13 protein-coding genes are annotated in these 13417 nt (G+C 52.2%); 9 read left to right on the forward strand and 4 right to left on the reverse strand.

Annotation, left to right across the window (positions count from 1 at the left end; genetic code table 11):
* Both DFR77_RS05875 and DFR77_RS05880 read right to left on the reverse strand, forming a co-directional pair.
* On the reverse strand, positions 1 to 211 hold a 211-nt coding region (locus DFR77_RS05875), incomplete at its 3' end, for a transposase (RefSeq protein WP_488472647.1).
* Between the two features lie 143 nt (positions 212 to 354).
* A complete protein-coding gene (locus DFR77_RS05880) occupies positions 355 to 1473 on the reverse strand; it encodes a histone deacetylase family protein (protein WP_003704473.1) in 1119 nt (372 codons plus the stop codon).
* Between the two features lie 130 nt (positions 1474 to 1603).
* Here DFR77_RS05880 and yajC point away from each other — a divergent pair, with 130 nt between their 5' ends.
* The 9 genes from yajC to DFR77_RS05925 all read left to right on the forward strand — a co-directional run bounded on the left by yajC (position 1604) and on the right by DFR77_RS05925 (position 10039).
* Complete coding sequence (gene yajC / locus DFR77_RS05885) at positions 1604 to 1870, forward strand: preprotein translocase subunit YajC (RefSeq protein ID WP_003687494.1); 267 nt, start codon at positions 1604 to 1606, stop codon at positions 1868 to 1870.
* 210 nt (positions 1871 to 2080) lie between these two features.
* Entirely contained in the window at positions 2081 to 3934 is a 1854-nt protein-coding gene (gene secD, locus DFR77_RS05890) for a protein translocase subunit SecD (protein ID WP_003687495.1), read from the forward strand.
* A 3-nt stretch (positions 3935 to 3937) separates the two neighbouring features.
* On the forward strand, positions 3938 to 4873 hold the full coding sequence (gene secF / locus DFR77_RS05895) for a protein translocase subunit SecF (RefSeq protein ID WP_003699504.1): 936 nt from the start codon (positions 3938 to 3940) through the stop codon (positions 4871 to 4873).
* Positions 4863 to 4997 carry a hypothetical protein gene (locus DFR77_RS14370; protein WP_010356960.1) on the forward strand — a complete coding sequence of 45 codons (135 nt, stop codon included), beginning with the start codon at positions 4863 to 4865 and terminating at the stop codon, positions 4995 to 4997. The genes secF and DFR77_RS14370 overlap by 11 nt, the downstream gene beginning before the upstream one ends.
* A gap of 80 nt (positions 4998 to 5077) precedes the next feature.
* On the forward strand, positions 5078 to 5347 hold the full coding sequence (rpsO, locus tag DFR77_RS05900; protein WP_002217790.1) for a 30S ribosomal protein S15: 270 nt from the start codon (positions 5078 to 5080) through the stop codon (positions 5345 to 5347).
* A gap of 277 nt (positions 5348 to 5624) precedes the next feature.
* Complete coding sequence (locus DFR77_RS05905) at positions 5625 to 6749, forward strand: ABC transporter ATP-binding protein (protein WP_010359796.1); 1125 nt, start codon at positions 5625 to 5627, stop codon at positions 6747 to 6749.
* A 15-nt stretch (positions 6750 to 6764) separates the two neighbouring features.
* Entirely contained in the window at positions 6765 to 7730 is a 966-nt protein-coding gene (locus tag DFR77_RS05910; protein WP_003699507.1) for an ABC transporter permease subunit, read from the forward strand.
* A complete protein-coding gene (locus DFR77_RS05915; protein WP_003687503.1) occupies positions 7730 to 8617 on the forward strand; it encodes an ABC transporter permease subunit in 888 nt (295 codons plus the stop codon). Before DFR77_RS05910 ends, DFR77_RS05915 begins: the two co-directional genes overlap by 1 nt.
* A gap of 126 nt (positions 8618 to 8743) precedes the next feature.
* A complete protein-coding gene (locus tag DFR77_RS05925; protein ID WP_033910276.1) occupies positions 8744 to 10039 on the forward strand; it encodes an NAD(P)/FAD-dependent oxidoreductase in 1296 nt (431 codons plus the stop codon).
* Positions 10040 to 10132: 93 nt separating this feature from the next.
* Here DFR77_RS05925 and DFR77_RS05930 read toward each other — a convergent pair whose 3' ends face one another.
* Both DFR77_RS05930 and rho read right to left on the reverse strand, forming a co-directional pair.
* Entirely contained in the window at positions 10133 to 11437 is a 1305-nt protein-coding gene (locus DFR77_RS05930) for an ammonium transporter (protein WP_003687507.1), read from the reverse strand.
* Positions 11438 to 12052: 615 nt separating this feature from the next.
* Positions 12053 to 13312: a transcription termination factor Rho gene (rho, locus tag DFR77_RS05940; RefSeq protein WP_003687508.1), complete on the reverse strand. Its 1260-nt coding sequence runs from the start codon at positions 13310 to 13312 to the stop codon at positions 12053 to 12055.
* Positions 13313 to 13417: the final 105 nt, after the last annotated feature.

Genomic DNA, 13417 nt, shown 5'->3' on the forward strand with positions numbered 1-13417 from the left:
TGTGCCATTGTCCGGGCAGGACGGCTTTGAACATGGACGACAGGGGATAGGCGGGGCGGCCGCGGCGGTCTCTGAGGTAACGGGTTTTTTGACGGTTCAGGTATTGTTCGATCGGCTGCCAATCAATCACCTGGTCCAACTCCGATAGCGGGAAGCGGCCGATGTGTTTGGCAGTCATGGCTTGGGCGGTTTGCCGGAAGAAGGTGCTCATGGGAAATCCCCTAAATGCCTTGGTGGGAATTTAGGGGATTTTGGGGATTTTTGCAAAGGTCTCAAGAGATGTGTTTAAGCACGCGGAAGGCTTTCTGTTTGCGTCAGGTCAAATAATGATGCCGTCTGAAAACCGAATCGGCTTCAGACGGCATTTATATCGTAACGGTCGGATTGGGTAGGTTGGCGCACCTGTCCGGTTTTCGGTTTGGCAAACCGTTTTTTTGTTGGGTTCAGTGTTTTCTGATAGGCGGTTGCGGCATCGGATTTGCCCAGCCCCGCCAGTACGCGGATATGCTCGGCAGCAGATTGTGCCAGAGGTTCAAGGGTGTAGCCGCCTTCGAGTACGGATACGATTTTGCCGGGGCAGCTGGATGCCGTCTGAATGATTTTGTGTGTCAGCCAGGCAAAATCCGCCTCGTGCAGGTTGAGCCTGCCCGATTCGTCCAGACGGTGTGCGTCGAATCCTGCCGACAGCAGCACCAGTTCGGGTTTGAATGCGGCAAGCCGGGGCAGCCACTGTCTGCGGACGGCTTCGCGGAATGTGCGGCTGCCCGTTCCCGACGGCAAGGGCAGGTGCACCATATTGCCGCCGTCGGGCATACCGTTGTTTTCGGGGAAGGGGAAAAGGTCGGTTTCAAACAGGTTGAAAAACAGGATACGCGGATCGTCTTTGAATATTTCTGCCGTACCGTCGCCGTAGTGGACATCGAAATCGATGACGGCAATGCGTTTCAGGCGGTATTCGGCAATGGCATGCATGACGCCGGCGGCAACGTTGTTCAGCAGGCAGAATCCGCCGGCTTTGCCGCTTTTCGCGTGATGCTCCGGCGGGCGGGCGGCGCAAAAGGCGTGCCACGCTTTGCGTTTCATGACCATATCGACTGCCTGAACTGCCGAACCGGCGGAAAAACGGGCGGCGGACAGGGAGTTTTTGCTGATAACGGTGTCGTCGTCCAAACGGCAAATCTTGCCGTCTTCGGGTAGGCAAGATTCCAAACGGTTCAGATATTTGCTCGAGCGGACAAGTGCAAGGCGCGTATCGCTGATTTCTTCCGCCTCTACGGTTTGGAGGTGCTGCCAAATACCGGCGCGGCGCAATGCCTGCTCGATGCAGAGGATGCGGTCGGGCGAATCGGGATGGTTTGCCCCGGGGTCGTGCCCGGTGCAGGAGGGGTGGAAAATCCAGGCGGTCTGGGCGTTTTTGCCCAAAAAAAGGCGCAACAGGGCGTAGAGTTTCAGGAACAGGCGGGTCAGCGGCATGGGTTCGGGAAAGGGGGTGCAGACGGCATACGGTTGGGTATGGGCGGCAAACCCGATATATTGTTTACGGTCTTATGCTATTATATACCCCGCTCGATTTTCAATCATATTTAGAAAGAACGGATAAATTATGAATCAAGCTGTTGCACAATTTGCTCCTTTGGTGTTGATTATGGTGGTGTTCTACTTCCTGATCATGCGCCCCCAACAAAAGAAATTCAAAGCGCATCAGGCAATGCTTGCCGCCTTGAAAGCCGGCGACAAAGTGGTCTTGGCGGCAGGTTTCAAGGGTAAGGTAACCAGAGTCGGCGAACAGTTTTTTACCGTGGATATCGGACAGGGTACAAAAATCGAGGTCGAAGTGGAACGCAATGCGATTGCCGCAAAAGTCGATTGATTTGTGCTGACAAGCCGCATCGGGAAAGCCCGAATGCGGCACTTTGTTTTGAATTCCAACCGAAGGCTTGACCATGTTCCGACACGCAGGGCGGCATATTCAGGATGCTGCCTTTCGGTCTTGCCTGGCAGGGAGGGGTTTTGCCTCTTCTGAAATAGCCCGATTCCGACACCACCGAAAGGGTGGGGTTTCAACCATTAAGGAACAATGATGAACCGTTATCCTTTATGGAAATATCTGCTGATTGTGTTCACGATTGCGGTTGCCGCAGTGTATTCGCTGCCCAACCTATTCGGCGAAACGCCCGCCGTGCAGGTATCGACCAACCGACAAGCCATCATCATCAACGAACAGACTCAATCCAAAGTGGATGCTGCGCTGAAAAACGCGGGCATTCAGACCGACGGGATGTTTGTTGTGGATAATTCACTGAAAGTGCGTTTCAAAGACACAGAAACGCAGCTTAAAGCGCGCGACGTTATCGAAAACACTTTGGGCGAAGGGTATATTACCGCGCTCAACCTGTTGGCGGACAGCCCCGAATGGATGGCGAAAATCAAAGCCAATCCGATGTTTTTGGGTTTGGACCTGCGCGGCGGCGTGCATTTCACCATGCAGGTCGATATGAAAGCCGCGATGCAGAAAACGTTTGAGCGTTATTCGGGCGACATCCGCCGCGAACTGCGCCGTGAAAAAATCCGCAGCGGCACGGTGCGTCAGGCTGAAAACAGCCTGACCGTCCCTTTGCAGGATGCCGGCGATGTGCAAAAGGCACTGCCTCAGTTACTCAAGCTGTTTCCTGAGGCAACGTTAAATTCAGAAGGCAGCAATATTGTATTGGCGCTTTCGGAAGAGGCGGTGAATAAAGTACGATCAGATGCGGTGAAGCAAAACATCACTACACTGCATAACCGTGTAAACGAATTGGGTGTGGCAGAGCCGATTATCCAACAGTCAGGTTTGGACCGCATTGTCGTACAGCTTCCCGGCGTGCAAGATACTGCCAAGGCAAAAGACATCATCGGCCGTACCGCGACTTTGGAAGTCCGCATGGTGGAGGACGATCCTGCCAAGTTGCGCGAGGCATTGGAAGGCAACGTGCCGAGCGGTTATGAGCTGCTTTCAAGCGGCGGGGAGCATCCCGAAACTCTGCTGATCAGCAAACAGGTCGAGCTGACCGGCGACAACATCAACGATGCGCAACCGAGTTTCGACCAAATGGGCGCACCTGCCGTCAGTCTGAGCTTGGACAGCGCGGGCGGCAGCATTTTCGGCGAACTGACTGCCGCAAATGTCGGCAAACGCATGGCGATGGTTTTGATCGACCAAGGAAAATCCGAGGTTGTAACCGCACCGGTTATCCGTACTGCCATTACCGGCGGACGCGTGGAAATTTCCGGAAGCATGACGACAGCCGAAGCCAACGATACGTCTTTGCTGTTGCGTGCCGGTTCTCTTGCCGCACCGATGCAGATTGTCGAAGAACGTACCATCGGTCCGTCTTTGGGTAAGGAGAACATCGAAAAAGGCTTCCATTCGACTTTATGGGGTTTTGCCATCGTTGCTGCATTCATGGTGGTTTATTACCGCCTGATGGGTTTCTTTTCTACTATTGCATTGAGTGCCAACATACTGTTCCTAATCGGTATTTTGTCTGCCATGCAGGCAACGTTGACGTTACCGGGTATGGCCGCGCTGGCGTTGACTTTGGGTATGGCAATCGACTCCAACGTCTTGATTAACGAACGTATCCGAGAGGAATTGCGTGCCGGCGTGCCGCCGCAGCAGGCAATCAATCTCGGTTTCCAACACGCATGGGCGACCATTGTTGATTCGAACCTGACTTCGCTGATTGCCGGTATCGCGCTTTTGGTATTCGGTTCCGGACCGGTAAGAGGTTTTGCCGTCGTACACTGCTTGGGTATTCTGACTTCGATGTATTCGTCCGTCGTCGTATTCCGTGCGTTGGTCAATCTGTGGTACGGCCGCCGCCGCAAATTGCAGAATATTTCCATCGGTGCGGTATGGAAACCTGAAGCCGAAACTGCGGCAGGTAAGGAGTAAGCTATGGAACTCTTTAAAATCAAACGCGATATTCCGTTTATGAGCTACGGCAAACTGACAACCTTCATTTCGTTGGTTACCTTTATTGCCGCCGTATTCTTTTTGGTTACCAGAGGCCTGAATTTCTCTGTCGAATTTACCGGCGGTACGGTAATGGAAGTCCAATATCAGCAGGGTGCGGATGTCAATAAGATGCGCGAACGCCTCGATACGCTGAAAATGGGTGATGTACAGGTTCAGGCATTGGGTACGAACAAACACATCATGATCCGCCTGCCGAACAAAGAAGGTGTTACTTCCGCACAGTTGTCCAATCAGGTTATGGATTTGCTGAAAAAAGACAGTCCCGACGTTACTTTGCGCCAAGTCGAATTTATCGGTCCGCAAGTCGGTGAGGAATTGGTAAATAATGGATTGATGGCTTTAGGTTTTGTCGTTATCGGCATCATTATTTACCTGTCGATGCGTTTCGAATGGCGTTTTGCCGTATCTGCCATTATCGCCAATATGCACGACATCGTGATTATTCTCGGCTGCTTTGCCTTCTTCCAATGGGAATTTTCGCTGACCGTCTTGGCAGGTATCCTTGCCGTATTGGGCTATTCTGTGAACGAATCCGTCGTCGTCTTCGACCGTATCCGTGAAAATTTCCGCAAGCCGGCGATGCGCGGACATACCGTGCCGGAAGTCATTGACAACGCGATTACCGCAACGATGAGCCGCACCATCATTACCCACGGTTCGACCGAGGCGATGGTTGTTTCTATGCTGGTGTTCGGCGGTGCAGCCTTGCGCGGCTTTTCTATGGCACTGACCATCGGTATCGTGTTCGGCATCTACTCTTCCGTATTGGTTGCCAGCCCGCTCTTGCTGATGTTCGGTTTGAGCCGCGACAATATCGCCAAGGAAGCGAAACAGAAGGAAGAAATTGTGGTCTGATGTCAAATGCCGTCTGAAACCGGAAGATGTCTCCGTTTTCAGACGGCATTTCGCCGACATCGCAAAATATCGTGCAGAACAGCAAAAATTGTGTGATAATGCGCTGTTCCTGTTTCAGGAATAGGGAGTTTGCCGTTGTCGAGGCTTGGCAAACTTGTCCGAATCCCATTTGGGGTTCTTTTTATTTTTCGGAGTTTTTCCATTATGGCACTGACCGTAGAACAAAAAGCACAAATCGTTAAAGATTTCCAACGTAAAGAAGGCGACACCGGCTCTTCTGAAGTACAAGTTGCCCTGTTGACTTTCCGCATCAACGATCTGACCCCCCACTTCAAAGCCAACCCCAAAGACCACCACAGCCGTCGCGGCCTGTTGAAAATGGTCAGCCAACGCCGCCGCCTGTTGGCCTATTTGCGCCGTACCCAGCCCGATACGTATCGCGCGTTGATTACCCGCTTGGGTCTGCGTAAATAATTGCGCTTTCCGACACCGCCCAGAAAAATGGGCGGTGTTTTCTTTTCTGTTGCTTTCCGACAAGCTCAAACCCATATTTATTACCCTAAAAACCTTATAAACTAATATAATGCGGGGTTCTTTAGAACCCCTTTTTATTTCATGCTGCCCGTGCGCTTCACAAGAGTTTCAGACGGCATCAGACGTTGCGACTCCCGCCAGCAATCAAACAGCTTTTTATCACCCATTCGAAAATCCGTTTTGCCGGTACTCGTCTTTTTATTGGAGTATTGCCATTATGACCGCAACCACAGCGTCTTCAGCCAAACCTTATCTGCAAATCCAAGGTTTGGTGAAAAAGTTTGGTGACAATTACGCTGTCGATAACATCGACTTGAACATTTATCAAAACGAAATCTTCGCCCTTTTGGGCAGTTCCGGCAGCGGAAAATCTACGCTGCTGCGTATGCTGGCGGGTATGGAAAGTCCCAATCAGGGAAAAATCATCCTTGATGGTCAAGATATTACCAAACTTGCACCCTATGACCGCCCCATCAATATGATGTTCCAAAGTTACGCGCTTTTTCCGCATATGACGGTGGAGCAAAACATTGCCTTCGGTCTGAAACAGGACAAAATGCCTAAAGGCGAAATCGATGCGCGCGTCGAAGAAATGCTGCGTCTGGTTCAGATGACCAAATTTGCCAAACGCAAACCGCACCAATTGTCCGGTGGTCAGCAGCAACGTATCGCCTTGGCGCGCAGTTTGGCAAAACGTCCGAAAATCCTGTTGCTTGACGAACCTTTGGGGGCGTTGGATAAGAAATTGCGCCAGCAAACCCAGCTCGAGTTGGTCAATACGCTGGAACAAGTCGGCGTAACCTGCATTATGGTTACGCACGACCAAGAAGAGGCGATGACGATGGCGACCCGCATCGCCATTATGTCCGACGGTCAGTTGCAGCAGGTCGGCACGCCCAGCGACGTGTACGACTATCCCAACAGCCGCTTCACTGCCGAGTTTATCGGCGAAACCAACATCTTTGACGGTGTGGTGATTGAAAATCATGCCGACTATGCCGTTATCGAATGCGAAGGTTTGGAAAACCACGTCCGTATCGACCATGGTTTGGGTGGCCCGAGCGAGCAGGATCTTTGGGTTAGTATTCGACCAGAGGATATTGATTTATATAAAGAAAAACCCGAATATTTGGGCGACTACAACTGGGCGAAAGGCACGGTAAAAGAAATTGCCTATTTGGGCAGCTTCGCCATATACCATATCAAACTCGCCAACGGGCGCGTCGTCAAAAGCCAAGTTCCTGCACCTTACTGGTATGTGCGTAACATCACGCCGCCGACTTGGGATGAAACCGTCTATATCAGCTGGCCGGAAAACCAACCGACTCCGTTGTTCCGTTGATTTAAGGGGAGTGAGATGAACCTTAATAAACTGAAAAACAAACTGTTCCGCCGTCCGGGGCAGCGTGCGGTGATTGCCGTACCGTATATTTGGCTTTTGGTGCTGTTTCTGATTCCGTTCGCCATCGTGCTGAAAATCAGCTTTGCCGAACAAGAAATCGCCATTCCACCGTTTACTCCTTTAACGACGATAGATGAGGATTTGGGTCGCCTGAACATCGCCGTCAGCTATCAAAACTATGCCGATATTTTCCAAAATTTTTGGCATACCCTTAACCCCTTCGGCGACAGTGAAAACAGTAATATCTATCTGATGACTTATTGGTCTTCAATTAAGACTGCGCTGACGACGACGGTGATTTGCCTGTTGGTCGGTTACCCGACCGCCTATGCGATTTCCCGTGCCAATCCTTCCGTCCGCAATGGTTTGCTGCTTGCCATCATGTTACCTTTTTGGACATCGTTCCTGCTGCGTGTCTATGCGTGGATGGGTTTGCTCGGGCATAACGGCATCATAAACAACTTATTGATTAAGATGGGTATTATCAGCGAACCATTAGATTTGTTCTATAATGCGTTTTCGTTAAATTTGGTAATGGTTTATGCCTATCTGCCGTTTATGATTCTGCCGCTTTACACGCAGCTGGTGAAACTGGACAGCCGCCTGCTCGAAGCGGCTTCCGACTTGGGCGCGGGACCGGTCAAATCGTTCTTGACGATTACCCTGCCTTTGTCGAAAACCGGCATTATTGCAGGTTCGATGCTGGTTTTCGTCCCCGCTGTCGGTGAGTTCGTCATTCCCGAGCTGGTCGGCGGTTCGGAAAACCTGATGATCGGTAAAGTATTGTGGCAGGCATTCTTTGATCAAAACAACTGGCCGTTGGCTTCTGCCGTCGCCGTCGTGATGGTCGCGCTACTGGTTGTACCGATTGCCCTGTTCCAGCACTATGAAAACCGCGAATTGGAAGAAGGAGCCAAATAATGCAGAAATCCAAATTATCTTGGTTCTTGAAACTGATGTTGGCACTATCGCTGGCGTTTCTGTATATCCCGCTGGTTGTTTTGGTCATCTATTCGTTCAACGAATCCAAACTTGTTACCGTTTGGGGCGGCTTTTCGACCAAGTGGTACGGCGCATTGCTGGAAAACGACACCATTTTGGAAGCCGCTTGGCTGTCGCTGCGGATTGCCGTTGTGTCTTCGCTTGCCGCCGTCGTTTTGGGCACGCTGGCGGGCTATGCGATGGCGCGTATCAAACGCTTTCGCGGCAGCACGCTGTTTGCCGGTATGATTTCCGCGCCCATGGTCATGCCCGACGTGATTACCGGTCTGTCTATGCTGCTGCTGATTATTCAGGTGCAGATATTTTTGCAGGGCAGCGAATGGTTGCAACATCTCTACTTCGATCGCGGCTTTTTCACCATCTTCCTCGGACATACGACGCTGTGCATGGCATACATTACCGTTGTCATCCGTTCGCGGCTGGTCGAGCTTGACCAGTCGCTCGAAGAAGCCGCAATGGACTTGGGCGCGCGTCCGCTGAAAATCTTTTTTGTCATCACTTTGCCTTTGATTGCCCCTGCCATTGCTTCAGGCTTCCTACTCGGCATTACCTTGTCTTTGGATGATTTGGTAATTACCTCATTCCTCTCCGGCCCCGGTTCATCCACATTGCCGCAGGTTATTTTCTCCAAGATCAAGTTGGGTCTCGATCCTCAGATGAATGTCTTGGCAACCATCCTGATCGGCATCATCGGAACATTGGTCATCATCGTCAATTATTGGATGATGAGGCAGGCAACCAAGCGCAACCGAGAAGCGGCAGAAGCCTACCGCCAAGAAAAATTGGCTGCCGAGAAAGCAAATTAATTAATAAGGCAGGCTGACCGCATGACTGGGTCAGCCTGTTTTTTTTCAACCGATTTTCTGTTTGGACGATATGGCCCGACAGCCTGTATCATTCCGTCCGAAAATATACCCGATAAAGCAAACACAATGATTCGCCCTGATTTTCAAGAATATCTGCCTTCTTATTATTTTAGTTCGGTTAATCCGCATACTGTTTATCCGAAACTCCAATGCCGTCTGAAAGCCGAAACCTGCATTATCGGCGGCGGTTTGAGCGGTTTGTGTACCGCATTGCCGCTGGCGGAACACGGACATGAAGCCGTCGTTTTGGAAGCCGCACGTATCGGCTTCGGCGCGTCCGGCAGGAGTGGCGGGCAGGTTATCAGCGACTACGCCTGCGGTATGGGGGAAATTGAAAAACAGGTCGGCTTGGAGCAGGCGCAATGGTTTTGGCAACAGTCTTTGCAGGCGGTCGAACTGGTGGACGAACGCGTCCGCAAACATGCCATCGATTGCGATTGGCAGCGCGGTTATGCCACGGTTGCCGTCCGTCCGCAGCATTGGGAAGAGTTGCAGCAGTGGCATGAACACGCCCAACGGCATTACGGTGCGAGTCATTATCAACTTTGGGATAAAGCCGAGTTGAAACAGCAGCTTGACAGCGATATGTACCAAGGCGCACAGTTCGATCCCTTGTCCGGGCATCTTCATCCGCTCAATTACACGTTGGGTGTTGCCAGCGCCGCTGCCGAAGCCGGCGCGCAGATTTTCGAGCAATCCCCGATGACGCGCATCGAACCGTATCAAAACGGTTGGCTGGTTTACACGCCTGAAGGCAGCGTCGAGTGTAAAAATGTGGTCTATGCCGTCAATACTTATGTCGGTTTGAACCCGATATTCCGGCCTTTGGAACGCAAGGCGATTGCCGTCAGCACCTTTATTATTGCCACCGAACCCTTGGGCGCGCGCACAAAAGGGCTTATCCGCAACAATATGGCAGTATGCGACAACCGCCATATTTTGGATTATTACCGCCTCAGCGCGGACGGCAGGCTGCTTTTCGGCGGTAAGGATAACGAATTTATCGACAATCCTTCGCGTATGACCGAGCTTGTCCGCCAAGATATGCTTAAAGTTTTTCCGCAGCTTGCCGATGTTAGAATCGAATATTCGTGGGGCGGGGAGTGCGATATTACCGCCAACCTTGTCCCGCATTTCGGACGTTTGACCTCGAATGTTTTTTATACGCAAGGTTATTCCGGGCACGGGATGGCGATAACGGGCATTGCAGGTCTGGCGGTTGCCGAAGCAATTTTAGGGGACGAATGCCGTCTGAAACCGTTTGAACAGTTGTGCCAGCCGAATATTATCCTGCAACCGTTTTTGCGCAAACTCGGTTCTTTCCTCGGCTCGAAATATTATCAGTGGAAAGACAGCCGTTAAGCGTCGCAGGCAGTATGTTTATCCCCATCGGCGGCAAACGTGAAAAATGCCGTCTGAAACCCGATTTTCAGGCTTCAGACGGCATAGCCGTCCTTATTCCACGTGTTCGCCGTGGATATTCAGATCCAAACCTTCGCGTTCGACATCCTTGCCGACGCGCAGACCGCCGCAGATTTTCCCCACAGCCTTCAAAATCGCCCAACTCATCAGCCCGCTGTATGCCGCCATAATGAACCCGTCTTTTACCTGTATCCACAACTGCTGCCAAACTGCCGCATCCCCGCCGAAAATGCGGTTGTCGAAAAAGATGCCGGTCAATATTCCGCCTACCAGCCCGCCGAATCCGTGTATGCCGAAAGCGTCCAAAGAATCATCGTAACGCAATTTGTGTTTGACGACGGTGACGGACACAAAGCACGCGGCGGCAGTCAATATACCGATGGCGGCCGCGCCCGACGGACCGGTAAAGCCGGCGGCAGGGGTGATGCCGACCAGCCCGGAAACTGCGCCGGAAGCCAGCCCCAAAGCAGAAGGTTTGTGTCCCGCTATTTTCTCGCAGGCAAGCCAGCCTGCCGCGCCGAATACGGCCGACACCTGCGTTACCGCCATCGCCATCCCCGCCGCCGCGTCTGCCGCAAGCGCCGAACCAGCGTTAAAGCCGAACCAGCCGAACCACAACATTGCCGCGCCAATCAGCGTCATCGCCATATTGTGCGGAGGCATCGCCTCGCGCCCGTAGCCTATGCGCCTGCCCAAAACCAAGGCGGCGACGAGTCCCGCGATACCGGCATTGATGTGCACCACCGTACCGCCGGCATAATCCAATACGCCGCCCTTGCTCATAAAGCCGCCGCCCCACACCCAATGCGCGCCCGGCACATAAACCAATAAAAACCATATGCCCGAAAACAGCATCATTGCCGAATATTTCATTCGTTCGGCAAACGCGCCGGTAATAATGGCGGTCGAAATAATGGCAAACGTCATCTGAAAAAACATAAATACCGGTTCGGGAACAGTCGGCGCATTGGGCGACACGGTCAGCATCCGTGCGGCAGCGTCTATCTGCATCCCGCTTAAAAATACGCGCCCCAAACCGCCGATAAAGGCATTTCCCGGCGTGAACGCCAAAGAATAGCCGACGGCGACCCAAAGGATGCCCACCAATGTCGCGATGGAAAAGCTGTGCATCATCGTCGAGAGCAGGTTTTTTTTCCGCACCATACCGCCGTAGAATAAAGCCAGCCCGGGAAGCGTCATCAACAGTACCAAGGCAGCCGCAGTCATCACCCAGGCGGTATCGCCCGAATTGACGGCGGAATAAGGTTTCCACCAGTTTAAAGGTTCTGCCGATAGGGATGCCGGCAGCAAAGATGCCGCCCATATGTGTTTTTTCATTTTGATTAAAGTTTCCTTAATGGTTGGGCCCGTCTTTCGGAAAGGCGGGGTCGGGGCTTGTCCGGGATGGGCGCAAGCCCTGCCGGACCGGCGCGGGGATTTTGCCGATGTGCCGCCCTGTGCGTGAAACAAATCCCTTGTTTGAATATGGAAATATCGCATCCTATCCCTTGCCCCCGTTGTCCGGCGGGAGGATTTATCCTTAGGCGGCGCATATGCGGGCGTATGGATTGTCAACAATTTACTGTAGGAAAATATACAGAGGTTTGGGCGATAAGTCAAAAGATTGTTGACAATATTTTTATTTTATAAAATTAATTTATTGATTAATATATTAAAAATTTCTAATTGGAAATAAAAAATAAAATTTATACAAAAATGGGCGCGGTTCGGCGCAACCTTGAATCAAGTTCCCGCATCGGTTTTCATTGCCGGTAGGGATGCGTTCGAGCCGGTTTTGCAAAGGCCGCGCCTTCGGCAGGCGGACACGGACACTGCCGGCGGTTGCGCCGTTAGCGGGGGGGGGGAGCTGCGCCGGCCGTGCGAATGAAAATGTCGTCTGAAACCCGATTTTCAGGCTTCAGACGGCATTTCGCATTAATGCGGGCGGCGCGTTTATTTTCCGCGCATCAGTTCAAAGAAATCATCATTATTTTTAGATGCTTTGATTTTTCCGTTTAAGAACTCGGTAGCTTCGATTTCGTCCATCGGGTGCAGGAACTTGCGCAGTAACCACATACGTTGCAACTGGTCGTTCGGCACAAGCAGCTCTTCGCGGCGCGTGCCGGATTTGTTGATGTTGATGGCGGGGAAGAGGCGTTTTTCCGCCATACGGCGGTCGAGGTGCAATTCCATATTGCCGGTACCTTTGAATTCTTCGTAAATCACATCGTCCATACGGCTGCCGGTTTCAACCAATGCGGTGGCGATAATGGTCAGCGAACCGCCTTCTTCCACGTTGCGCGCCGCACCGAAGAAACGTTTGGGGCGGTGCAGCGCGTTGGCATCGACACCGCCGGTCAGGATTTTGCCCGAGGCGGGGACGACGGTATTGTAGGCGCGGGCAAGGCGGGTAATCGAATCCAGCAGGATGACCACGTCTTTTTTGTGTTCCACCATACGCTTGGCTTTTTCAAGCACCATTTCGGCAACTTGGACGTGGCGTTGCGCCGGTTCGTCAAAGGTGGAGGAGACTACTTCACCTCGGACGGAACGGCTCATTTCGGTTACTTCTTCGGGGCGTTCGTCAATCAAGAGGACGATGAGTTCGACTTCAGGATAGTTTGCGGTAACGGCGTGGGCAATGTTTTGCAGCATCACGGTTTTACCGATTTTGGGCGGGGCAACCAAGAGGGCGCGCTGACCTTTGCCGATGGGCGAAATCAGGTCGATGGCGCGTCCGGTCAGGTTTTCTTCGGACTTTAAGTCGCGTTCCAGCTTCAACTGTTCGGTCGGAAACAGCGGGGTCAGGTTTTCAAACAGGATTTTATGGCGGCATACTTCCGGGTGGTCGCCATTGATGGAATCCAGTCTGACCAAGGCAAAATAGCGTTCGTTGTCTTTGGGGACGCGCACGCTGCCTTCGATGGTGTCGCCCGTATGCAGGTTGAAGCGGCGGATTTGAGTGGGCGAGACATAGATGTCGTCGGGGCCGGCAAGATAGGACGTGTCCGCGCTGCGGAGGAAGCCGAAGCCGTCGGGCAGGATTTCGAGCGTGCCGGAGCAGGTAAAACCCTCGCCTTTTTTCATCATCTGGCGGACGATGGCAAATACGAGGTCTTGTTTGCGGAATCGGTTGGCGTTTTCGATGCCGTGTTCTTCCGCCAATTCTAAGAGTTTGGAAATGTGCAGGGTTTGTAATTCGGAGACGTGCATAATCAATGATATATAGAATAGAAAGGAAAAGACGGGTGGATGCCGTCTGAAAGAAGAAGCTGACTGTTGCCGGTTGCTCGGAGAGGGGGGAATTGTAGGCAGTCG

Source organism: Neisseria gonorrhoeae (assembly GCF_003315235.1).
GTDB classification, from domain to species: Bacteria; Pseudomonadota; Gammaproteobacteria; order Burkholderiales; family Neisseriaceae; genus Neisseria; species Neisseria gonorrhoeae.